Origin of the sequence: Embleya sp. NPDC059237 (assembly GCF_042754105.1) — a bacterium.
Classification (GTDB): Bacteria; Actinomycetota; Actinomycetes; order Streptomycetales; family Streptomycetaceae; genus Embleya.
In genome coordinates this window covers 408242-429590 of sequence record NZ_JBHZAE010000008.1, presented here as the reverse complement: position 1 = coordinate 429590, position 21349 = coordinate 408242, and the positions used below count along the sequence as shown (strand labels likewise).

Below are 21349 nucleotides of genomic sequence, written 5' to 3'. Positions count from 1 at the left end.
CCGAGCGCGCCGGACACGGCCCGGCCCCACCGACTCGCAGCCGTAATCGGGCCGGGCCGACCCCCGTGCGACCATGACCGGGTGCATATCTCGACCACCTACATCCCCACCGAGGCCGACATCGCGGAGGGCGTGCTCGCCTTCCGCCGCGGCCTCTTTCGCGGACTGCTCGGCGCCGGGGCGGTGCTCTCGGCCCTCGGGGTGGTGCTGGTGACCCAGGCCCTGCTGACCGGCACCACGGTGTTGTGGCCGTCGGCCTTCGTGGGCTTCGGCGTCGCGATGTTGGCACTGCGGTTCTGGGCGCCGATCCAGGCCGCCCGGCAGAACAAGCACATGCACGGCGTGCCCTGCGAGGTCACGCTGACCGACGAGGAATTCGTCACCACGCTCGGCGGCACCCGCAGCGAGACCCCGTGGAGCGCCTTCCGCAAGATCCGCCGCGTGGACACCCAGTGGATCTTCGAGTTCGGTCCCACCCAAGCGGTGACCATTCCGAGGCGGGTCTTTACCGACGCGGAAAACCTCGAACTGGAGACGTTTATCCACAGCCGGGGCCGGGCAGCGCGCTGATCTTCCACAAGGAAGATCCACATCCTGTGGAAAACCTGTGCGCAAAGGCATTCGGCGCACCGAGGCCGCTCGAAATGGCGAGAAACAATGCCGATTCGACCTGATCGGGCGCGTTTATCCGGTTGCGTGCACACCAATGGCTTTCGTTCATCGGGCATTTCCCGCATCAACCACAAAGGCGACCTCTCGCGAGGTCGCCTTCGGGTCCTACCGGTGGTCCATCAGCGGCTGCCGACCGCCTCGGCTACGTGCGTCGGGACGACGGCGGCGCCTTCGGTGGCCTTCACGATCGTCGTGCCGTCGACCTGCTCCGCCTGCTCGGTCGGGTCCGCCTGCTCGGCCTGCTCCGGCACCGGCACCCCCCGCAGCAGCCAGGTCGCGCCGAGCGCCGCCAGCGTCAGCAGCACCGCGCCGCCGAGGGTGGCGTACTGCATACCGTGCGTGAAGGCGTCCCGTGCGGTGTCGAGCAGGTGCTCCCCCGCCCCGCCGGAGACCCGCTCGGCGGTCGCGCTCGCCGCCGCCAGCGTGTCGTTCGCCGCGTGCACCGCGTCGGCCGGCACCCCGTCGAACGTCGCGTCGCGCATGTCCCGCCCGTACACCGCGTCGGCGATGCTGCCCAGGACCGCGATGCCCAGCGCCCCGCCCAACTCGCTGCCGGTCTCCGAGGTCGCCCCCGCCGCACCGGCCCGCTCCGGCGGCGCCGAGGTCAGCACCATCTCGGCGGTCAGCGTGGTCGCGATCAGCACCCCGGAGGCGACCAGACCGGCGCCGACCAGGACCACGACCAACGGCGTACCCGGACGGGCCTGGCTCATCACCACGAAGCCGGCCACCGACAGGAGCAGGCCGCCGCAGATCAGGAACCCGGGCCGGACCTTCTTGGCCAGGATCCCGGAGACGGTGAGCGCGACCGTGATCCCGGGCATCACCGTGAGCGACCACAGCGCCGCCGTCAACGGCCGCATGCCGAGCACGAGTTGCATGTACTGGGTGTTGAACAGGGCCGAACCCATCAGCGCGACGGCGGCGATCACGTTGACCGCGATCGAGGCGCTGTACGCCCGGTTGCGGAACAGCGCGAGGTCGATCAGCGGGTCGGCGACGGTGCGCTGCCGACGCACGAAGAGGTATCCGACGACCAGCCCGACCACAATGCTCGCCAGGTACTGCGGCGCCGCACCCTCGGCCGCCGTCTCCTTGATCCCGTAGATCACCGCGAGCACCGACACCAGCGAGAGCCCGGCGCTGAGCAGGTCGAGCCGGCCGGCCGCGGCGTCCTTGAACTCCGGGAGCAGGAACGGACCGACCGCGAGCAGCAGCACCATCGCCGGCACGTTGAGCAGGAACGCCGAACCCCACCAGAAGTGGTCGAGCAGCAGGCCGCCGGCCACCGGGCCCAGCGTGGCGCCCGCGGTCAGCGCGGCGGTCCAGATCGCGATCGCGGTCCGCCGCTGGGCCGGGTCGTGGAAGAGGTTGCGGATCAGCGCCAGCGTGGAGGGCATCAGCGTCGCACCGGCCACCCCGAGCAGCGCCCGGGTGGCGATCAGCATCTCGGGGCTGTTCGCGAAGGCCGCGGCCACCGAGGCGGCGCCGAACGCCGCCGCGCCGATCAGCAACAGTCGGCGGCGGCCGATCCGGTCGCCGAGCGCGCCCATCGTGATCAGCAGGCCGGCCAGCAGGAAGCCGTAGATGTCCATCATCCAGAGCTGCTGTGGAGCGGTCGGCTCCAGGTCCTCGCTGATGAACGGAAGCGCGAAGTACAGCACGCCCATGTCCATCGACACGAGCAGGAGCGGGAGGAGCAGGACCGTCAGGGCGATCCATTCCTTACGGCCGGCCTTGGCTGCGGTGGAGGTCATGACAGGAACAGTACAAGCGTCTAAGACGCTTGTCTATGACGCTTGTATAAAAAGTTGTCGGCCGACTTCCGGGGGGTTCCCGCCCCGCCCGCAGCGGGTACCCGGATGCCGTGCGGGGGCACCGACTCCACTCCCGAACGAAGGACGGCGACATGAGTGACGAGCGCATTCCCGTGGACGAGATCCCGGAGGGCGACCGACCGAGGATGGACCTGCGCAGCGGCGCCGAAACGCCCGTGGACCCCGAGGACCTGGTCCTGGCGGAGGGCAAGGACCTGACCGAGAAAAACATCGAAGAGGCCCGCCGCAAGCTCGCCGAACTGGGCCCGGCCGCAGTGGAACGCGTAGTCCCCTGACCCCCCGCAGCCCACAACCGAAACTCCAGTCGTGTTGGGCCGCAAGGCGGCGTTCCGGACGCGTCAGCGTCCGGAACGCCGCCTTGGACGCATTTCGACCGGGCGGACCTGATACACACCCCGGTCCCGGTCCCGCTGCTCCTCGGCCACCTGGAGCGCGATCAGGATCTCCAGCGCGCTCCAGGCCATGCCGAGCATGCCGAGCCCGACGAAGAGCATCGCCCAGACCCAGAACCAGGTGTGCGCCCAGACGCCGAGCAGCGCGACCATCGCCGCGACGATGGTCAGGGCCAGCAGCACGCCGGTGCGCGCGGCGGCGTTTCTCGCACCGTCCGGAAGCCTGGCCATGGCCGGTCCTTCCTTCCGCCGAGTGTCCGGTCGATCCTCGCCTGCCCCCTGTGCAGCGAACGGAACCCGCTCAGGCGTCTTCGTCCGGGAATCGACGGAACTCCCGCCAGGTCTCCCAGATTCCCGGCACGGTACCCGAACCGTAGGAGCGCTCCGGCCAGTTGGCCGGCGGCAGTCCGGCGGGGTTGGCGCCGACGTTGGCGCCGTACCAGAGGTCGTGCCGACGGCGCGCGAAGTACCACGTGCCGTCCCGGCGTTCGTACACGTCGCGGTACAGGATCGCCTGATGCAGCCAGCGCGGCCCCTCCTGGATCTCCCCCTTGCAATACACGTGTCCGGTCGCGTGGTCCGCGTCGAGGAGGTCGATCACGTGGGTGCCCACGTTGAGGATGGTCACCCCCAGGGGCGCGAGTTGGGTCGCGAACGACGCGCGCAGCGCCGCGCGTCCGCTCTCCTCCCGGGTCACCCGCACGTCCGGCACGAACAACGCGCACAGTGCGTCCAGGTCCCGGCTGTCCAGAGCCAGCGCGTAGCGGGCGGCCAGTTGACGGATGTGTTCGTAGGCGAGGAGTCGTTGTACGTCGTCCATGGACCGACACCCTGTCAGGCGGACACGCGGGCGAGCTGCTGCGGGTTGTACACGACTTCGACGTAGGACCAGCGGCCCTCGCCCGCGTAGTGCAGCACCACGTTGACGTCCAGACCGACGTCGGCGCCCTCGGCGCGGAGGAGGACGGCGACCCGGTTCCCGTCGACGAGCCGCAACACGACGCGGTAGCCGGTGAACGGCGAGCGGCGCACCCCGTCCAGGATGTACGCGTGCAGCGCGTGCCGGCCCTCGACGAAGCCGACCACGTGGTCGCGAACCCGTACCTCGTCGGTGAACAACGCCGCGACCGGCGCCCAGTCGCCGTGGGCGGGGGCCGCGGCCAGTCGGCCGGCGAAGTCGGCGAGGGCCCGCTCCACCTCGGCCCGGTCGGCGGCGCGGGGCATCGGCTCGGGCGCCCAGCCGACGATCCCGCGCAGCTCGCCGCCGTCGGCCCCGGCGACCGCGCCGCCCGCGGCCCGCCGGCGCGCGATCATCGCGTCTGCGTCGTCACCGTTGTAAAACTCGCCCACCGTCTCGAAACGATCGCCGACTCGACGCAGGATCTCCGTCCCGGGCAGCGTGTAGCGGGTGGTGCCGCCGGTGGGGTCGGGCAGGTTGTGCCAGACGTAGCGGCACACCAGGTCGCCGTCGATCATCGTCCACTCGGTGAACCGGGACATCTCGGGAATCGGGTCGGCACCGCCGATCCGCGCGCTCCGCGCGAGTGCCGCTGCCACCGCGTCCCGGCTGCCGCCCATCGTGCCTCCCCGCAGTCGTCCGGCGAACCCGGCCGCGCGCAAGGATCCGGGCGCAGGTCGCCTCCGGTCCGCGTGATCCTGCCCGCGCCCCGTCGGGAAGTCCAGCCCCGACACGATCATCGGAACGGAACCGTCGCCGGCTGGTATACGTATTACCGGTCGCAACCAGCCGGCCGGGCTCCGACGCGAGCACGAGACGAAGAAGAAGCGGAGGGGACGCGAGTGATCCGGTACCGGGTCCGGGTGGACTTCTACCAGGACGTCCCGCCGGACCGGCCCCCGACGGGGTACGTGGGCTCGTTGCTCTCGGGCGACTTCGCGGGACCCGCGCTGCCGCGCGGCGGCGACTCCATCTCGGCGATCCCGCTGGGCGGTGCGCACATAGGGCCGTGGACCGGCGGTCCCTACATGATGGTCCACCGGGTCGAGCACCACCCGGTCCCCGTCGACGGCGAGGGACACATAGTGGAGTGGTGGGAGCAGTACCCCCAGCCCTCCGTGCACGTGGTCGTCAACGCCGAGTGGCCGGACACCGAGGAGTCCGAGCACGAGTTGATGAACCTGTACGAGGAGCAGAGCTGGAGTTCGTTCCCGGCGGGCCCGGAGAACCCGTTCCTGCCGGTGGCGGCGGCGGCCGACTTCTAGGTCTTTCGGGGTCTTTCGGGGTTCTTCCGGACCCTTCCGGGTCTTTCACCCCGTATCCACCCGTGACGCGGCGGGCTACGCCTTCGGCTTCTTGTAGCCCGCCACGTCCACGGACGCCAGGATCTTGTTCAGGTCGGCGTCGTATTCGCGGGACAGGCCCGCCGTGGAGAACGAGATCATCGACTGCGGCAGCCACCACAGTTGCGGCTGGAACGAGTCGCCGCTCTTGCAGGTCACGCTGTACGACGCGTAGTCGTACTTGAGGCTGGCCTTGCTCGGCTCGGCGAGCTTCTTGCCCTCCGACTTGCTGGTCGGCGCCGCGGTGTCCTCGGTCTTGGTCACACAGGTCGGCGCGGCGCCCAGGGTCCAGCCCGCCGGATCCTTGAAGTCCACCTTGCGCTGATCGTTCTTGCCCACCCAGATCCGCAGCCCCGCGCGCTCGCAGGTGGTGCGCTGCGCGGCGGGCGTGGCGGCCGGCAGCACGCACACCTCGGTGTCGCTGACCTCCTTGAGCTCCCACGTGCCGGGCACCGCGAACTTCATGCCCTTGATGTCCTGGGTGAAGCCGCCCGGTTTACCGGTGAGTTTCGGCGGTTGGGCGTTGGCGCTGTTGGTGTCCTTCTTCGTGCCCGCCTCGGGCTTGTCGTCGCCGCTCCCGCGCAGCGCGACCACCGCGCCGGCGCTGATCGCCACCACCGCCACCGCGCCGCCGATCATGATCGCCAGGCGTTTGCGGTTGGGGCGACCGCCACCGGTGCCGCCCTGCTGCCGGGCCGCGGCCCGACCGGTCGGCGGCGGCGTGTGTCCGCCGTGGGTGGCCGGGGGTGGGGTGAACGTGCCGGAGGCGGGCGGCTGGTGGTGGCCGGCCGGATAGCCCTGTCCGGTGCCGCCGTACTGCCCGGAGGGCGCCCCGTACGCGCCGGACTGCGCGGCGGGGACACCGTGCGTCCCGGAGGGTGCGCCGTACGCCCCCGATTGCGCCGCGGGCGCGTTGTGCGTGCCGGAGGAGTCGCGGTACAGCGGCGGTTGGGTCGGCGAGGCGCCGTAGGGGTCGTGCGTGGGGGTATTGTACGCGGCCGGCGGCGGGGTCTGCGGCGGTACGACCGGCGCGCCGAACGCGGCGGTGCCGCCGGAGCGCGCGGGCCCGCGCGGTGCCTCGTACACGCGCGGCGGCGGGGTCTGCGGCACCTGCTGCTGCGACTGCTGCTGTACCTGCCACGGGCCGCCGGAGGCCGGCGTGGTCCACAACTGGCCGATCAGCGACGTCGCGTCGGCGACCGGGTCGAGCGAGGGCGCCGCGCCGGTGCCGAGCGCGCCGCGCCACACGTGGGTGACCGAGGCCAGCAACTCCCGGGCCTGGGGCCGGTAGTGCGGCTCCTTGTCGCCCGCGCGCTTGACGATCAGGCGCAATACATCCGGTACGCCGGAAAGGTCGGCCTCCTCCTGGAGCACCCGCAGCGCGACGACCTCGGGCGCGCCCGTACCGAACGGGATCACCCCGGTGGCCGCGTAGGTGACCAGCATCGCCCACGCGTAGACGTCGGCGGCCGGTGTGCTGTCGTGGCCCTTGAAGCGTTCCGGGCTCATCCACGCCGGCGAGCCGATCATCATGCCGGTGCGGGTCAGCCCGCTGTCCTCCATCGACCGCGCGATGCCCAGGTCGAGCACACGCGGTCCGGCGGGCGAGCAGATGATGTTCTGCGGCTTGAGGTCGCGGTGGATCACGTCGGCGTCATGCAGCGCGACCAGCGCCTCGGCGAGCCCGGCCGCGAGGCCCATCAGCTCGTCGCCGCGCATCGGACCGCCCTGGTTCACCCGTTTGTCCAGGGTCGGCCCCGGCACGTACTCGGTGGCGAACCACGGTGTCTCGGCGTCGACATCCGCGTCGAGCACGGGTGTGGTGCACGTGCCCTTGATCGCGCGCAGCAGGTTGACCTCGCGCGTGAACCTGGCCCGGAACTCGGGATCGTCGGCGTACTGCGCGTGCACCACCTTGACCGCGACGCGGCGCTCCAGGCTGTCCAGCCCCGCGTAGACCGCGCCCATTCCACCCGCGCCCAGTCGACCCGTGATCCGGAACGGTCCGATGTGCTGCGGATCGCCCGGACGCAATTGACGTATCTCGGCGCCGCCGTCGGCCGTCATGGACGTGCCTCCCGTGTTGGTTCGCCGGCCCGCCGCTGCGGCCGTACCGGGATGGAATCCTCTCATCCGGTCTTGTGACCTCCCCAGGGCACCGGCTGGTTCCCCGTTCGGGGGAAAAGGCTCGCCTTACCCGTGGGTGGGCGTGATAGGCCAACGGGTGCGCCGGGTGTGGCAACACCGCGGCGTGCGGCGAGTGTTGCCACACCCGACCGGTTGGCAGGCATCCGCCGGATCGCACCGCTTCCACGACGAAGGGCCGGAGATGAGGATCGTCGTCGACTTCGACAAGTGCAAGAGCAACGCGCTGTGCATGGCCGAGGCACCCGAGGTGTTCGAGGTACGGGAGGACAACTTCCTCTACATCCTGAACGAGAATCCGAGCGAGGAGTTGCGGCCGCAGGTGGAAGAGGCGATTCGGGTCTGTCCGACCCGGGCCATCTCGATCCTGGATTGAGCCGGCGCGGCCCGGGACGGGAGTTGACCGCCCCGGGCCGATCGCGGCTCAGGAGGGGTCGTTCGGGCGATCCGGGGAGGCGCCTCGGCTCGACTGCCAACGGTCGCGGGCGTTGCGGGCCATCGTGGTGGAGGCGCCCTGGGCGCCCTGCACCATCGCCGCCGACGCGTTGCGGGTGACCGACCAACCCCGGGCGAGCAGCTTGACGTTGACCACCACGGTGCCGGCGGTACGGTCGTGCCAGGTGCGCCGACGCGGGCCGAGCACGGCCAGCGGGTCCAGGAAGCCGACCAGGGCCAGTAGGGCGAACAACCCGGCCGTGCCCCACTGGCGGAGCGCCACCTCGTACCAGGTGAGCAGGACCGCGGCCCACGGCACCACCACGGCCACCAGGGTGCGCCGAGCCGCCCGCCAGGCGCCGACCGGCACCCGGCCGCGAACGGCCTGCGCCGATGTACCCGCCGGGACCACCTTCGCGCCGACCATGATCTTGCCCAGCGTGCGGCCGAACCTGGCGTGCATGTACCAGTCGTAGAGCGCGGGCACCAGGAGATGGGCGAGGACCAGCAGAAGCAGCAGCGTCTTGGTGGTCGACCACAGCCCGTCCACCGCCTCCAGCGGCGCCCGTTGCGCCTCGCCGGCGCGCCCGAACACGACGTCCAGGAAGGAGTCGCGGACCACCTTCGTGGGCAGGTCGGCGGCCTTGCCCTGGATGTAGTGGTAGGCCAGGAACCACAGCGGCAGCACCAGGGCGGTGGTGAGCAGGTAGTCCACGGTGCGGGCGATCAGCCGCATGGTCCGGGAAGCGAGCGGGAGTTCGCCGGGCGCCGCGGGCTCGACGCCCGTCGCGGGGTAGGACTGCGGTGGCACCGGTGCGGGGTAGGACGGGGCGGTTGCGGGGTAGGACTGCGGCGGTGCCGGCGGGTGGGCGGGGCCGGGCGGTTGCGCCTGGTCCGGGATCGGGCCCGGTGCGGTGACGGGTGCTTGGTGCCAGGACAGGTGTGGATCACCGTCGACGGAAGGTTGGTCCCCGTACGGCGACCCCGGCCCGCGTGGCGGCTGAGGAATCGTCATGACCGGGACGGTATCGCGCAGATCGTCCCTTCCGCCGGGTCGTGGGGCGAGTCCGGGGCACGCGGCGCGCGGAACGGCCGGATCGCGCCGGGTCCGTGTGCCGCCGAACCGCGTGCAGTCGGACCGAGTGCCATTGGGCCGATCGGGCGATTCGCGTGCTCAGCCCTTGAGTTCGCCCAGTGTCACATCGATCGTGGCCTTGTTGCCGTTGCCGCGCAGCAGGTTCACCTTGACCCTGTCCCCCGGCTGCTTGCCGCCCAGCACCTCGGACAACGTCGAGACGTCGGTGACCGCCTGGTCGTCGATCGTGGTGATCACGTCGCCGATCTGGATGCCGGCGGCCTTCGCGGCGCCGCCGTCCTGGATCGAGACCACGCCGACGCCCGCGGCCCGGCCGTTGGGGCCGGCCACCGTGCGGACGGTGACGCCGAGGGCGGCCTTGCCGGAGTTGTCCACCTTGCCGTTCTTGATGATCTGATCGGTGATCGACTTGACCGTGTTGGCCGGGATCGCGAAGCCGATGCCCGGCGCCGCGCCGCCGTTGGCCTCGGGGTCGGTGGCGGCCAGGGTCGGGATGCCGATCACCTGGCTCTCCAGGTCGACCAGCGCGCCACCGCTGTTGCCGGGGTTGATCGCGGCCGAGGTCTGGATGGCGCTGGAGATGGTGGCGCCCGGCGAGCCGGAGGTCTCCGGTTCGCTGACAACGCGGCCGACGGCGGAGACGATGCCCTCGGTAACACTGGAGTCCAGGCCGAGCGGGTTGCCCATGGCCATGGTGATCTGACCGACCTGGAGCTTGCTCGAATCGGCGAACCGGGCGGGCTTGAGATCGGCGGGCGGACTGTCGAGGCGGATCACCGCGAGGTCGTCCGGGGCGAAGGCGGCGACGAGCTTCGCGGTGACCGACTTGCTCGCGTTCGGGAGGGTGACCTCGAACGAGGTGTCCTGGCCGACCACATGGGCGTTGGTGACGATGTTGCCCTTGTCGTCGTAGACGACGCCGGAGCCGAGGCCGGTCTTCGTGGTGATCTGGACCACCGACGGCAGCACGTTGCGGACCACCTGCTGGTACTGCGCCTGGAGGTCGTTCGCCGGCCCGTTGCTCGGCGCCGCCGAGCCGGAGGCGACGTTGCCGTTGCCGTTGCCGCCGTCCGTGTTCTTCTTCGAGCCGTTGTCGTCGCTGCACCCACTCACCCCGCCGAGCACGAGCACCGCCGCCGTCACCACGATCGTGACCCGTCGCCGCGTCGTCCTGCCCACGATGTCTCCCTCGGTTCGGCGGCTGCCGCCGGCGACGGCTCGGTTGCCGGTACCGGACCGGGTCCCCCGAGCATTCTTCGTACTAACCCCATCGATGGACTTTTCACCGGGTCGCCGAGTCCATGCCTCTTTCGCCATGTGCTTGTTCGTGTCAAGTTGGGCCCGCACGTCGGCCCGGTGATTCCGGGGCGACGCCGAAGACGCACCGAAGAGCCGGAGAGGTGGGCGGGCGCACGCATGCTGACGCTTCAGGAGATCTCGGACCGGATGGAGATCCAGGACCTGATGGTCCGCTACTCGCACGCGGTGGACACGGGCGACTGGGACGCCCTGGACACCGTCTTCACCGCCGACGCGCTGATCGACTACTCGGCGATGGGCGGCTCCAAGGGCGGCTTGGCCGAGACCAAGGAGTTCCTGGCCTCGGTGATGCCCGGCTTCGGCGCCTACCAGCACCTGATCGCCAACTCGTCGATCACGGTCGACGGCGACACCGCCACGGGCCGCACGATGTGCCACAACCCGATGGTGTTCAAGGGCGAGGACGACGAGACGCCGGGCCCGACGATGTTCTGCGGCCTGTGGTACCTGGACACCTTCACGCGCGTCGACGGCGAGTGGCGCATCTCGGCCCGCAGCGAGGAGAAGTCCTACATGTACATCGCGCCGACGGCCTGACCGGGGCGGCCGGGTCGGGGAGCAGCCGGGGCGGGGGCGGCCGGGTCGGGGCGGCCGGGAAAATCCCGGGAGCGGACCGGCGGGGCGAGGTAGCTTCGAGGCATGATCCGCGAAGCCACCGCAGCCGACATCCCGGCCATCCACGCCCTGGTCCGCGAACTCGCGGACTACGAAAAGCTCCTGCACGAGGTAAAGGCCACCGAGGCCCAACTCCACACGGCCCTGTTCGGCCCGACCCCGGCCGCCTTCGCGCTGATCGCCGAGGACGACACCACCGGCGAATCGGTCGGCTACGCCATCTACTTCCTGTCGTTCTCCACATGGGAGGGCGTCCACGGCGTCTACCTCGAAGACCTGTACGTCCGCCCCGGCGCCCGAGGCGCCGGCCACGGCAAGGCCCTCCTCAAGCACTTGGCCCAAATCTGCACCACCAGGGGCTACGCCCGCCTCCAATGGGCAGTCCTCGACTGGAACACCCCCAGCATCGCCTTCTACGACTCCCTGGGCGCAGTCCACGAAAAGGAATGGCTCGGCTACCGCCTCACCGGCCAACCCCTAACCACCCTCGCCAACACCTGACCCACCCCCCGCGGTTTATGCACGAACGCGGGTAACCCTTGCCCGTCTCGCACCCGCCCTTCTAGCGTCCTCTTGAGGTAGTCGACCAACTACGGAGGGCAACACATGAAACTGTCACGCATCGCCGGCGGCGACCCCGAATGCCGTTCGGGTGACTGTCCGACCGTCTACGCGACCGACAAAGATGGCACGATCGCCATTCAGGGTTTCCTCGTGGACCACAAAACGCCCACGACCGAGGCCGTCGTGGCCGTGCCGGAAGAGGTACTCCGGGAGGCCGCGCGTGCACTTGGATGGTGAGCGCTGGGCCTCGTTCCTCGACACGTTCGAACGCGAGGCTTTCCGACTCGAAACCCTGCCCTCCTACTCCGTACGTGATGAGGAACCGGAATACGCGGACTTCATGAGGACCGGGCACCTGGACCTGCCCGAGGACGATCCATGGCTGACCCGGCTCGCCCGCTACCGTGCCGGCGGGCGCAAGGTCACCCGGGTACACATCGTCACGCCTCCGTTGTCCGATTATCTCCGCTACGAATTTGCGGCATACCACTACAATGTCGCGGCCGGTGAAGAAGTCAGGATCCTCGACACGACCAGACAGCGGGACGCCCCGCCCATGCCCTCCGATTTCTGGATGCTGGACGACTCGAAAGTCGTCGATATGCGATACGACGAGCACGGCGTCCAGTTGGCACGCATCCTTCTCGAGTCCCCGGATCTCGATCGCTATCGGCAGGCAAAGGAATCGGCGCTGAACCTTTCCATCCCCTTCACGGAGTATCTCTCGGCTTGAACTTCGACCCGCAGCAAGCAGGCCGGGACCGGTTGCGCCTCGCTTCGGCTCTACGGGCCCTGCGTAGCGCGACCGGACTTTCCGGCGAACGCTTGGCCGCCCGCTGCGGCATGTCGCAAAGCAAAATCTCCAGAATCGAGACCGGGCGCACCCTGCCCACCCTCGTGGACGTGCGACACATCCTGACAGCCCTCGGGGTGGATGCCGCGACTGCCGAGGAGATTCGGCGTCTGGCAGAAATCGCAAACACCGAGTACGAGGATGTACGTACGTCGGTCAGACGTGGCCTGCACCACCGACAGCGCGAGCTTGCCATACTCGAAGCCGGCGCCGACCACATCCGACACTTCCTGCCGACGATGATCACCGGCCTGCTCCAAACGCCGGAGTACATGCGTCGAGCCCTGTCTCCCACCGTCGATCCGACGGCAGGCGACACCACGAAGACGATGGTCATGAAGCTTGAGCGCCAATCGGTGCTTCATGATGGGGAGAAACGCTTCGACTTTCTTCTGACGGAGTCGGCCACCCGCTGGCAACTTTGCCATCCCTCGGCCATGGCGCTGCAATTGGACCATCTCGTGGCGATATCGAGACTGCCTCGGATTCGGCTTCACATACTGCCGCTTCGGCAACAGATGAACGACGCCCCGTTCAACACATTTGTCATCTACGACAGCCATCTGGTCACGGTCGAACTGTTCAGCGGTCGACTCATCCTCCGGGACCCCAAGGATATCGCCTACCATCGAGAGCTGTTCGACTATTTCGCGGCCCGATCGCTGTCCGGCGATGATGCTCGCCGACAAATCGAGTCATGGTCCGAAGCGTTTCGACGGCAATCCATGCAGAAACGCGACTGAGGTTGGACGCCGGCCGGCGGTTTCCCGTATTCATGGAATACGACTCCGGACCCTGTTGAAGGGGGATTCCATGGCCAAACACCGCGATCCCGCGACCGATGATGGGCACAAGCCGGAGAAGCCTGTGCCGCCGCCGATTCCGCCGGACAAGCCTGCCAACCCCGGGACGCCGAAGGGGCGGTGGGGTGGGTGAGTGCCGAGGCGCGGGCTCTGTGGCGGGCGCGGGTCGCGTTGTTGCGGCGGGTCGAGGAGGCCGTCGGGGAGTTGCCGCAGGTGTGGCGGCAGGCGTTCGTCGGGGTGCCGAGGCATGTGTTCCTCCCCGATGTCGTGTGGTTGCGGCGGCCCGGCGGGGGGCGGCACGAGCGGTGCGATCGGGCGCGGGAGCCGGAGCGCTGGTGGGCCGCCGCCTACGCGGACGCGCCGGTCGTCGTGCAGATGTGCGACGGCGGGGCGCCCCGGAGCGGCGGGGCCGAGTGGCCGTCGTCGTCCGCGTCCCAGCCCTCGATCGTGGCGGCCATGCTCCTGGCCCTCGATGTGGCGGACGGACACCGGGTGTTGGAGATCGGCACCGGCACCGGCTGGAACGCCGGACTGCTCGCCCACCGCCTCGACGACGACCGGCGCCTGGTGACCGTCGAGGTGGACGTGAACCTCGCCCGGATCGCCGAAGCCCGGTTGGCGGGCCTGGGCCGGCACCCCACCGTGGTCTGGGGCGACGGCGCCGAGGGGTGGGCGACCGGCGCACCCTACGACCGAATCCTGTCCACCGCCGCCGTGACCCACATCCCACCCGCCTGGATCCGGCAATGCCGACCCGGAGCCGTGATCGTCACACCCTGGGCGAGCGCCTGGACCGCGAACGGCACCCTCGTCGCCACGGTCGACGAACGGGGCCGTGCACACGGCCGATTCCGCGCCGGCGGGGCGTTCATGCACCTGCGCGGACACCGCTCCCGCATCACCGACGTGGATCAGGTCTTCGCCCCCGACCACACCCCCGAACCGGGCACCACCACCCTCTCCCCCTGGGACGTGGCCGGCGCCGACCCCGTCGCCGAGTTCGCGATCGGCCTGATGGCACCCGACATCTGGCACCACTGGGACGAGACCCCCGACGCCGACGGCGTACACACCCGCCTGTGGGTGGGCGACGAGGCCGGCACCTCGTGGGCAAGCGTCGACTACGACGGCCGGCAACTCACCACCTTCACCGTCCACCAACACGGCCCCCGCCCCCTGTGGACCGAAGTCGAATCGGCCTGGTCCCGATGGCACAGCACAGGCCGCCCGGACATCCCAGCCTTCGGCTGGACCGTCTCCCCCAACGGCACCCAACACGCCCACGTACCCGAGAGCGCCGCCGGCCCGCGGACCACCGAAGGAGCCGACGGGCCGTCATGGTCCTTATGAAGCACGGCACTTGCTTTGCGCGTGGAGGTGATGGGCGCCAGGGAGGTGTCATCGTCACCCGACTCGCGCGGACGTTCGGCTTCGGCGCCCCGTGCCTGTGCCGAAGGCTGTGCACGCGGCGGTCAGGAGGAGGGGGAGGGCGGTCAGGGGGAAGAGTAGGGGTAGGGGGACGTGGGCGATGAGTGCGCCCGTGGCCGCCGCGCCGGCCGAGGTGCCGGCGTTGAGGGTGGTGTTGACCCAGGCGCCGACCCTGGTGCGGGTGTTCGGGGTCGCAGCGGCGTCGGCGAGCAGGTAGGCCGTGGTGATCGCCGGAGCCACGAACAGGCCGGTGAGCATGGCGGCCGCGGCCAGGACGTACAGGTTCGGGGACAGGCCCGCAGCGGCCAGGGACGCCCCCAACCCGAGGGCCAGGAGCGGCAGTCGGCGGTCGGCCGACACCCGCCAGGACACCGCGCCGTGCGCCAGCCCCCCGACCGCGCTGCCCACGGACAGGGCGGCCAGAATCCACGCCACCGCCGCCGACCGCCCCCGCTCGTCGGCGAACGCAACCGCGAGCAGATCGATCCCGCCCAGGGCCACCCCGACCCCGCCGGCCACCACGACCGCCCGCCACAACCCCGAGCCACCCGACGCCGGCCCGCCCTCGGCCACCTCCCCCGGCTCAGCTCCGCCGGCCTCCCCCGCCCGCCGCACCGCCGGCGAGCCCACCAGCGCCATCGTCCCGACCACGATCAAGGACGCGGCCAGCACCACCCCGGCCGCTGCCGGCGCCCACCCCACGAGCAGGCCCACCAGCAGTGGCCCGGAGGCGAACACGATCTCCTCGGCCACCCCGTCCAGGCTGTACGCCCGCTGCAACAGCTCACGATCCGGGGCCAGTTCGCTCCACACCGCGCGCATCACCGGCCCCACCGGCGGCGTACAGGCCCCGGCCGCCGCCACCGCGACGCCCACCCACACCCCCGAGGCCCCGGGCCGCCACGTGGCCACCGCGATCCCGACCAACAACACCGCGTACAGCACGACCATCGGCGGCAACGCCCGCCGCGCCCCGTACCGATCGACCAACCCGGCCCGCATCGGCGACAACAACACACTCGTCGCCCCGAACAACGCCATCACGGTGCCGGCCACCGCATACGACCCGGTCCCGGATTTCACCGCGAGCAACAACGACAACGGGATCGTCCCGTACGACAACCGCCCGAGCATCGCGGCCCCGAACGCCCGCCGGGCATGGGGTATCCGCAACACGGCGGCATAGGAAGGAGCCGACCCGGAACGCGCGTCGGCGGAAGGCATGGCTGCCATAGGGGGAATTCCTCCGAAAAGGTCGGCACGGCCCGGCCGCACCGACGCATCTGCGTGGACGCCGAATCAGCCGCGCAACCCCGTCGACGGGGGCGCGGCCGGTGCGGGCCCTACGCACACAGGAGGAACATGGCAACCAACCTAGCAACCGAGCCGACCGCCGACACCGGAAATACGACGACCGCGGGCCCGTCCAGGCACGAGCAAGCCCGGGAGGGCGCCGGACGAACCCGGGCACATCCGGGTCGGCGGAGGCGCGCCGAGTCGCCCCCGACGCGCTACTTCTTCGGCGTCGCCGTCAGCCCCGTGCACGGCCGCAGGGTGTCCCGGCGGTCCAGGATGCGCTTCGCCTCGGCGCCGGTCGCCGGCATCGGCACGCCACGGTTGTCGATCGAGGCCGGGGTGAACTTCTCCCCGACGACCTTGCCGTCCTTGATGGTCAGCGTCGCGACGCCGGTGTCGTTCGAATTCGGGTACGGAGAGGTGCCGTACCAGAGGAAGTTGCCGTAGCCGTAACCCACATACGTGCTGCCCATCCAACCCGCGCCCTGCATCACGTGCGCGTGCGTGCCCAGGACGGCCGCCGCCCCCGCGTCGGCGAGCTTGCGGGTCAGGCCGGTCTGGTCCGTGCTCGGGCACTTGTCGCCCTCGATGCCCCAGTGCATGTACACGATCACCACGTCGGCCTGGGCCTTCGCGTCCTTCACCGCCCGTACCAGCCGATCGGCCTGGAGCGCGCTCGCGATGCCGGGCTTGCCCGCCCCGGCCCGGTAGAGCTGGTTCGTGATGTCCTGCACCTGGCTCGCGGCCACGAACGCGACCTTGACGCCCTTCACGTTCTTGATGAACGGGCGATACGCCTGATCGGCGTCCTTGCCGATGCCGACCACGCCGATCGGCGGGTTCTGCACCGCGGCGATCGAGTCGTCCAGGCCGACCTTGCCGTAGTCCACCGCATGGTTGTTGGCCATGCTGACCACATCCACGCCGACCGTCTTCAGCTCCGTCAACGCCTTCGCCGGGGCCCGGAAGTGGTACGTCTTGTTCTCCGGCGTACCGCGCTCGGTGATCGCCGACTCCAGGTTGACCATCGCCAGGTCCGCGTCCGCGAGGGTGCGACCGATCGGGCCGAGGGCCCCCTCCGCGCCCGCGTTCAGGCGCGGCACCGTGCGCTCGAAGAAGTGCACGTCGCCCGCGAGCGCGACGGTGATCTCCGTACCCGGCGCGGCCTGCGCGGGCGGCGGCGCCGACGCGCCGCCCGGGGCCGCCGAGGACCCCGCCGGATCGGGCACCGCAGCGTTCTCCACCTTCTTCGAGGAGTCACCGGAGTCGCCCGAATCGGACATCAACCCGCACGAGGCGAGACCGGCGATCAGCAGTGGAGCGAGGCCGAGCGCGACGGTCCGGCGGCGGGGTATATGCACGCGGACAAGGTAGCCCAGCAACGTACGCGCCCGTACGTGCGCCGGAGCGTGACGAGAATTACCCCCTCCGCGTGTGACGCATCAGCCGTTCAGCGCCTCGTAGACCCGGTCGCACAGCTCCGGGTGCATGTCGAAGTAGCCCTCCTCGTCCACCTCGAACGCCCCGGTCCGGAAGCTCTCGGTGACCGTGCGCAGCATCAACGGGATGGACGCGTACACCATCGGCTCGTCCGCGCCCTGAACGAAACTGGCCACCTGCACGTCCGTCCCGTCCCAGATCGCCGCGTAGAAGTCGGCGGCCGGGGACACCAGCAGCGGCAACCACCGCACACCCTCCGGCTGGTCCATCTCGACCTCCTCGCGGAACTCCAGCGCCTCGGCCAGGCTGACCAGGACGTAGCCCGGTATGAACGACGCCTCGTCCACCAACTGGTCCGGCTCCTCGCGGGTGCCGTCGGCCCAGCCGAACCAGGAGACCAGTTCGGCGGGCACCCCGGCGCCCATCCGGGTGTGCACCGCCTCGGCCGGCAGACCGGGCTCCAGGAGGGCCACCACGGGGCGACCGAGACCGACCAGCTCCGCCCGCACGGCGTCCAGACCTTCGTGAACGGCGTCCATGCCACGTCCCTTGCTTTGTTCGGCTGTGTGTTGTTCGGCTGTGTTGTTCGGCTGCCGGATCGTTCGGCCGCGTCGATGTCGGGCCGGGCCGGGTCGGGCCGAACCGAGGGGATCAAGGGTGACAGACGTTCGAGCGATCGGCGCACCATGCCTTGATTCCGCACGCGCGGGGTAGCCGCCGAAGGAGGCGGCCCACCGAACAGACATCCGAGCGGGTCGGGAAACGGCACCGAACACACCGGCGAGGGAGCGAGCGTGGACGCGTGGTTCGACCCGATCATGGACTTCGCGGGCTCTCCCTGGGCCTACCTGATCGTCTTCCTCGCCGCGCTCCTGGACGCGATGTTGCCGATCCTGCCGAGCGAGAGCGCGCTGATCGCGTGCGGCGTGTTCGCCACCGCCGGCGGCTTCTCGCCCAATCTTTTCCTGCTCATCGCGGCCGGCGCGCTGGGCGCCTTCCTCGGCGACAACATCACCTACGCGATCGGCCGCTGGGCCGAGCCGTTCGCGAACAAACACATGCTCAACGGCGAACGCGGACAACGGGCCCGAAAGCGGGCGGAACGATGGCTGGCCGAACGCGGCGGCGTGATGATCGTGGTCGGCCGCTACATCCCCGGCGGGCGCACGGCGGTCGCGCTGGTCGCCGGGATGGTGGAGTACCCGGTCGCGCGGTTCCGGGCCTTCACCGCGATCGCGGCGCTTGCCTGGGCGACGTACGGCGTACTGCTCGGTTTCTGGGGCGGGAGCGCGTTCAAGGACAACCCGCTGATGGGCATCGCGGCGGGGCTGGCCACCGCGGCGGCGATCACCGTCCTGATCGAGGTCGCCCGCCGCATCGTCACCGCCCGCAACCGGCGCCGCCGCAAGGCCGCCGGCGCTCGGCCGGGCGGCGGTGACACGCGCGAAGGAGCCGAGTCCTCGGTGTCGTAGGCGCCCCGGATCCGCCCGCGCCTCCCGCGCCACGCGGCGAGACCGGCGGCCGAAACGCACGAGGCCACCGGGACGCCCCGATGGCCTCGTGCTCGTGCTCGTGCTCGTATGCGTGACTCGTACTCGTGCGACCGATCGACCTCGGCTACGCCGTGGGGTACGGGAGCGGCAGCACCGCGCTCGTCGGCAGCACCTCGACCTTGAGGTCGGGGTCCGGGCCCGCGCCCTGGAAGCGGCCGAACTTCGGCACCGCGTTGCGACGGTACTTGGTGGTCGAGTGCTCCGGGTCCTTGTCGAACTCCGGGATGACCTGGTTGCCGAAGAGCTCGATCATCTCGAGGTTCTCCTCGTGCGTCATGCCGTCGTTGATACCGAAGACGAGCTGGTCACAGCCCACCTCCTGGTACGCCTTGACCTGCTCGCACACCTCGTCCGGGGTGCCGACCAGCATGTAGCCGCCCTCGATCAGCTGGTCGAGCAGTTCGTCGCCGCCCATCGAGAGGTCGAAGGTGGGCGACGGCCAAGTGATCGCGTCCGCCGACTTCGGCATGGTGTCGTGGTAGAGGTTCACCAGGGTGACCAGGTAGCCGCGGCCCTTGCTGAGCGCGATCTCGCGGGCGCGCTTGCGGTCGGACAGACAGATGACGGCGTTCGTCATCATCACGTTGTTGTTCTGGTAGTCGCCGACGATCTCGACCGGGTTCTCGGCGGCTTCCTTGTAGGCCTCGATCCGGCCCTTGAGGTTGTAGACCGGTTCGAAGTTGAAGGCGATCGCGCCGATGCCCATCGAGCCGGCCTTGCCGAAGGTGGCCGGGTTGCCGCAGGCCACCCAGATCGGCGGGTGCGACTCGCCGTACGGCTTCGGGTGGATGTCGTGCGGGGTCGGCACGGTGAAGTGGTCGCCCTCGAACGTGTAGTCGGTCTGCGCCCACATCCGCGGGATCTCGCGAACGACCTCGTCCCACTCGGTCTTCGTCGAGTTCTTGTCCATGATGTTGAACGAGGCCATCTCGTGGCTGCCCGCGCCGCGGCCGGTACCCCACTCGAAGCGGCCCTCGGTGATGTGGTCCATCATCGCGGCGCGCTCGGCGTAGCGGACCGGGTGCTCCTTGCGCGGCGACAGGCTGTTGATGCCGGTCGCGAGGTGGATCCGCTCGGTCTTCGCGGCGACGTAGCCGATGACGACCTCGGGGGCCGACATGTGGCTGTACTCGACCAGACCGTGGTGCTCGCCGAACCAGGCGTACTTCCAGTTGTGCTTGTCGGCCTTGATGGCCAATTCCATCTCGCGCATGAGCACCAGGTGCTCGCTCGCGCGATCGTGAGCGGCCGGACCGGGGGTGTACCCGTTCAGGAAGATGCCGAACTCCACGTGGAGCCTCCCAAATCGCCTGGTTCAACCGGCGCTGCGTACGCCTGTATGAGGTCTGCGTACGGGACAGTATGCGAGCGTCGGCCCGAACTTTGTTTACACGTGGCTAACGTCACGTCAGATGCCAGGCGCCGCCCGGGACATCGAGCTGACGCATAGTCAGATCCTCTCGCGACAAAGGCCGAAGTTCCAGCAAACGCGGGCTTTGTGGCCCTCGACACCCCCGGGCGTGGGGAGTTCAGCGCACGGTCGTACGGGCCAGCAGCAGCGTCACGTCGTCCCGGTGACCGGTCAGATCGGCGAGCCCGAACAGGCGCTCCGCCGTCGCCTCCAGGTCCAGGCCGCGACTGCGCTCGAAGCGGTGCGCCAGGCGTTCCATGCCGCGGTCCAGGGACAGCTGCGGGCCCTCGACCAGGCCGTCGGTGACCAGGATCAGCGTCGCGCCCGGCGCCATGGTCAGGGTCGTACACGGATACGCCTGGTCCGCGAGCATGCCCAGGGGCAGACCGCCCTCGACGTCCTCGATCCGCGGCGTCCCGGCCGGGTCGGCGAGCAGCAGCGGCGGGTGCGCGGCGCGGGCGACCCGGAGCCGGCCGGTCGCCGGGTCCAGGTAGGCCAGCGTGCAGGTGGCGTGGGCCGGGCCGGGGAAACGGTCGAGGAAGTCGTTCACCAGGGCGAGGGCCCGGCCGGGGTCGGGGGTGACCACCGCGTAGGCGTGCAGCAGGGTCCGGATCCTGGCCATGATCGGCGCCGTGCCCGCGCCGTGCCCCTGGACGTCGCCGACCACGAGCGCGACCTGGCCGTCGTCGAGGGTGAACACGTCGTACCAGTCGCCGCCCACGCCGAACTCGTCCTGCGCGGGCCGATGCCGCACGGCCAGATCCAGGCCACCGACCGGTTCCGGATGGGACGGCGACACCCCCGCGCGAAACGCCTCGGCGAAGTCGCGGTACGGCGGCGGCGCGACCGGCTCGGCGCCGAGCGCGCGGCTGACCCGACCCGCCACGTCCGGCGGCATCCCCCCGGCGGCCGACGCGGCGGCGGCATCCGCGTACCAGTCGGTGCGGATCGCCATCAGCGTATGCGCCTCCTCCTGCCAGGCGTCCGTACTCACGGTGAGGCTGCCGTCCTCCTGCTGATAAACCCGCCAGGCGGTCGCGGGGTCGTACCGGTGATCCCGCGTCCCCGACGAAACCACCAACCGCCCGGCCCCCGAAGCACCGCCGACCACGACCACTCCTCCCAGCCCACACCACCACAAACCCCAACGCCCCAACCGCAGGAAGGCAACGGCCATTACGCCATCG

23 protein-coding genes are annotated in these 21349 nt (G+C 70.2%); 11 read left to right on the top strand and 12 right to left on the bottom strand.

What is annotated here, in order from left to right; translation table 11 throughout:
* The first annotated feature begins 81 nt into the window (after positions 1–81).
* Positions 82–570 carry a YcxB family protein gene (locus ACFXKZ_RS26750; RefSeq protein ID WP_380003516.1) on the top strand — a complete coding sequence of 163 codons (489 nt, stop codon included), beginning with the start codon at positions 82–84 and terminating at the stop codon, positions 568–570.
* 221 nt (positions 571–791) lie between these two features.
* On the opposite strand, the gene ACFXKZ_RS26745 is transcribed toward ACFXKZ_RS26750, so the two are convergent.
* Entirely contained in the window at positions 792–2429 is a 1638-nt protein-coding gene (locus tag ACFXKZ_RS26745) for an MFS transporter (RefSeq protein ID WP_380003515.1), read from the bottom strand.
* Positions 2430–2581: 152 nt separating this feature from the next.
* On the opposite strand from ACFXKZ_RS26745, the gene ACFXKZ_RS26740 reads away from it, so the two are divergent.
* Entirely contained in the window at positions 2582–2785 is a 204-nt protein-coding gene (locus ACFXKZ_RS26740; protein ID WP_380003514.1) for a hypothetical protein, read from the top strand.
* A 63-nt stretch (positions 2786–2848) separates the two neighbouring features.
* Here ACFXKZ_RS26740 and ACFXKZ_RS26735 read toward each other — a convergent pair whose 3' ends face one another.
* The 3 genes from ACFXKZ_RS26735 to ACFXKZ_RS26725 form a co-directional block, all read right to left on the bottom strand.
* Positions 2849–3133, bottom strand: a complete 285-nt coding sequence (locus tag ACFXKZ_RS26735; RefSeq protein ID WP_380003513.1) for a hypothetical protein — start codon at positions 3131–3133, stop codon at positions 2849–2851.
* 70 nt (positions 3134–3203) lie between these two features.
* On the bottom strand, positions 3204–3722 hold the full coding sequence (locus tag ACFXKZ_RS26730; RefSeq protein WP_380003512.1) for a nuclear transport factor 2 family protein: 519 nt from the start codon (positions 3720–3722) through the stop codon (positions 3204–3206).
* Positions 3723–3736: 14 nt separating this feature from the next.
* Positions 3737–4480, bottom strand: a complete 744-nt coding sequence (locus tag ACFXKZ_RS26725; protein ID WP_380003511.1) for a nuclear transport factor 2 family protein — start codon at positions 4478–4480, stop codon at positions 3737–3739.
* Positions 4481–4702: 222 nt separating this feature from the next.
* On the opposite strand from ACFXKZ_RS26725, the gene ACFXKZ_RS26720 reads away from it, so the two are divergent.
* Positions 4703–5125 carry a hypothetical protein gene (locus tag ACFXKZ_RS26720; protein WP_078976054.1) on the top strand — a complete coding sequence of 141 codons (423 nt, stop codon included), beginning with the start codon at positions 4703–4705 and terminating at the stop codon, positions 5123–5125.
* Positions 5126–5200: 75 nt separating this feature from the next.
* Here the strand turns inward: ACFXKZ_RS26720 and ACFXKZ_RS26715 are convergent, their stop codons facing one another.
* Positions 5201–7270 carry a serine/threonine protein kinase gene (locus ACFXKZ_RS26715; protein ID WP_380003510.1) on the bottom strand — a complete coding sequence of 690 codons (2070 nt, stop codon included), beginning with the start codon at positions 7268–7270 and terminating at the stop codon, positions 5201–5203.
* A 262-nt stretch (positions 7271–7532) separates the two neighbouring features.
* Here ACFXKZ_RS26715 and ACFXKZ_RS26710 point away from each other — a divergent pair, with 262 nt between their 5' ends.
* The gene (locus tag ACFXKZ_RS26710) at positions 7533–7724 is read left to right on the top strand and encodes a ferredoxin (RefSeq protein WP_380003509.1); all 192 of its coding nucleotides are present in this window, start codon (positions 7533–7535) and stop codon (positions 7722–7724) included.
* 48 nt (positions 7725–7772) lie between these two features.
* Here the strand turns inward: ACFXKZ_RS26710 and ACFXKZ_RS26705 are convergent, their stop codons facing one another.
* Positions 7773–8798, bottom strand: a complete 1026-nt coding sequence (locus tag ACFXKZ_RS26705; protein WP_380003508.1) for an RDD family protein — start codon at positions 8796–8798, stop codon at positions 7773–7775.
* Between the two features lie 159 nt (positions 8799–8957).
* Positions 8958–10058 (bottom strand): S1C family serine protease, encoded by a 1101-nt coding sequence (locus tag ACFXKZ_RS26700; protein WP_380003507.1) that lies wholly within the window; start codon positions 10056–10058, stop codon positions 8958–8960.
* 237 nt (positions 10059–10295) lie between these two features.
* Here ACFXKZ_RS26700 and ACFXKZ_RS26695 point away from each other — a divergent pair, with 237 nt between their 5' ends.
* From ACFXKZ_RS26695 to ACFXKZ_RS26670, 6 genes are all read left to right on the top strand, one after another.
* Positions 10296–10736, top strand: coding sequence for a nuclear transport factor 2 family protein (locus ACFXKZ_RS26695; RefSeq protein ID WP_078976058.1), 441 nt, complete (start codon positions 10296–10298; stop codon positions 10734–10736).
* A gap of 102 nt (positions 10737–10838) precedes the next feature.
* A complete protein-coding gene (locus ACFXKZ_RS26690) occupies positions 10839–11315 on the top strand; it encodes a GNAT family N-acetyltransferase (protein WP_380003506.1) in 477 nt (158 codons plus the stop codon).
* 105 nt (positions 11316–11420) lie between these two features.
* Positions 11421–11615 (top strand): hypothetical protein, encoded by a 195-nt coding sequence (locus ACFXKZ_RS26685; protein WP_380003505.1) that lies wholly within the window; start codon positions 11421–11423, stop codon positions 11613–11615.
* Positions 11599–12111: a DUF6879 family protein gene (locus ACFXKZ_RS26680; RefSeq protein WP_380003504.1), complete on the top strand. Its 513-nt coding sequence runs from the start codon at positions 11599–11601 to the stop codon at positions 12109–12111. Before ACFXKZ_RS26685 ends, ACFXKZ_RS26680 begins: the two co-directional genes overlap by 17 nt.
* Positions 12108–12974, top strand: coding sequence for a helix-turn-helix domain-containing protein (locus ACFXKZ_RS26675; RefSeq protein ID WP_380003503.1), 867 nt, complete (start codon positions 12108–12110; stop codon positions 12972–12974). Before ACFXKZ_RS26680 ends, ACFXKZ_RS26675 begins: the two co-directional genes overlap by 4 nt.
* 189 nt (positions 12975–13163) lie before the next feature.
* Positions 13164–14384, top strand: coding sequence for a methyltransferase domain-containing protein (locus ACFXKZ_RS26670; RefSeq protein ID WP_380003501.1), 1221 nt, complete (start codon positions 13164–13166; stop codon positions 14382–14384).
* Positions 14385–14438: 54 nt separating this feature from the next.
* Here the strand turns inward: ACFXKZ_RS26670 and ACFXKZ_RS26665 are convergent, their stop codons facing one another.
* The 3 genes from ACFXKZ_RS26665 to ACFXKZ_RS26655 form a co-directional block, all read right to left on the bottom strand.
* On the bottom strand, positions 14439–15695 hold the full coding sequence (locus ACFXKZ_RS26665; protein WP_380003500.1) for an MFS transporter: 1257 nt from the start codon (positions 15693–15695) through the stop codon (positions 14439–14441).
* Between the two features lie 278 nt (positions 15696–15973).
* Positions 15974–17119 carry a CapA family protein gene (locus ACFXKZ_RS26660; protein WP_380003499.1) on the bottom strand — a complete coding sequence of 382 codons (1146 nt, stop codon included), beginning with the start codon at positions 17117–17119 and terminating at the stop codon, positions 15974–15976.
* Positions 17120–17200: 81 nt separating this feature from the next.
* A complete protein-coding gene (locus ACFXKZ_RS26655) occupies positions 17201–17737 on the bottom strand; it encodes a hypothetical protein (protein WP_126636536.1) in 537 nt (178 codons plus the stop codon).
* A gap of 255 nt (positions 17738–17992) precedes the next feature.
* Between ACFXKZ_RS26655 and ACFXKZ_RS26650 the strand changes: the two genes are divergently transcribed.
* Positions 17993–18670, top strand: coding sequence for a DedA family protein (locus ACFXKZ_RS26650; RefSeq protein WP_380003498.1), 678 nt, complete (start codon positions 17993–17995; stop codon positions 18668–18670).
* A gap of 145 nt (positions 18671–18815) precedes the next feature.
* On the opposite strand, the gene ACFXKZ_RS26645 is transcribed toward ACFXKZ_RS26650, so the two are convergent.
* Both ACFXKZ_RS26645 and ACFXKZ_RS26640 read right to left on the bottom strand, forming a co-directional pair.
* A complete protein-coding gene (locus ACFXKZ_RS26645; RefSeq protein WP_078976065.1) occupies positions 18816–20042 on the bottom strand; it encodes an LLM class flavin-dependent oxidoreductase in 1227 nt (408 codons plus the stop codon).
* A gap of 238 nt (positions 20043–20280) precedes the next feature.
* Positions 20281–21349: PP2C family protein-serine/threonine phosphatase (locus ACFXKZ_RS26640; protein ID WP_380003497.1), on the bottom strand; the 1069-nt coding region annotated here is incomplete at its 5' end.

Excerpts from the sequence above, each read along its gene's own strand:
- ACFXKZ_RS26745 (WP_380003515.1), bottom strand. The coding sequence starts at position 2,429 with ATGACCTCCACCGCAGCCAAGGCCGGCCGTAAGGAATGGATCGCCCTG.
- ACFXKZ_RS26740 (WP_380003514.1), top strand. The coding sequence starts at position 2,582 with ATGAGTGACGAGCGCATTCCCGTGGACGAGATCCCGGAGGGCGACCGA.
- ACFXKZ_RS26735 (WP_380003513.1), bottom strand. The coding sequence starts at position 3,133 with ATGGCCAGGCTTCCGGACGGTGCGAGAAACGCCGCCGCGCGCACCGGC.
- ACFXKZ_RS26730 (WP_380003512.1), bottom strand. The coding sequence starts at position 3,722 with ATGGACGACGTACAACGACTCCTCGCCTACGAACACATCCGTCAACTG.
- ACFXKZ_RS26725 (WP_380003511.1), bottom strand. The coding sequence starts at position 4,480 with ATGGGCGGCAGCCGGGACGCGGTGGCAGCGGCACTCGCGCGGAGCGCG.
- ACFXKZ_RS26715 (WP_380003510.1), bottom strand. The coding sequence starts at position 7,270 with ATGACGGCCGACGGCGGCGCCGAGATACGTCAATTGCGTCCGGGCGAT.
- ACFXKZ_RS26710 (WP_380003509.1), top strand. The coding sequence starts at position 7,533 with ATGAGGATCGTCGTCGACTTCGACAAGTGCAAGAGCAACGCGCTGTGC.
- ACFXKZ_RS26705 (WP_380003508.1), bottom strand. The coding sequence starts at position 8,798 with ATGACGATTCCTCAGCCGCCACGCGGGCCGGGGTCGCCGTACGGGGAC.
- ACFXKZ_RS26695 (WP_078976058.1), top strand. The coding sequence starts at position 10,296 with ATGCTGACGCTTCAGGAGATCTCGGACCGGATGGAGATCCAGGACCTG.
- ACFXKZ_RS26690 (WP_380003506.1), top strand. The coding sequence starts at position 10,839 with ATGATCCGCGAAGCCACCGCAGCCGACATCCCGGCCATCCACGCCCTG.
- ACFXKZ_RS26685 (WP_380003505.1), top strand. The coding sequence starts at position 11,421 with ATGAAACTGTCACGCATCGCCGGCGGCGACCCCGAATGCCGTTCGGGT.
- ACFXKZ_RS26665 (WP_380003500.1), bottom strand. The coding sequence starts at position 15,695 with ATGGCAGCCATGCCTTCCGCCGACGCGCGTTCCGGGTCGGCTCCTTCC.
- ACFXKZ_RS26655 (WP_126636536.1), bottom strand. The coding sequence starts at position 17,737 with ATGGACGCCGTTCACGAAGGTCTGGACGCCGTGCGGGCGGAGCTGGTC.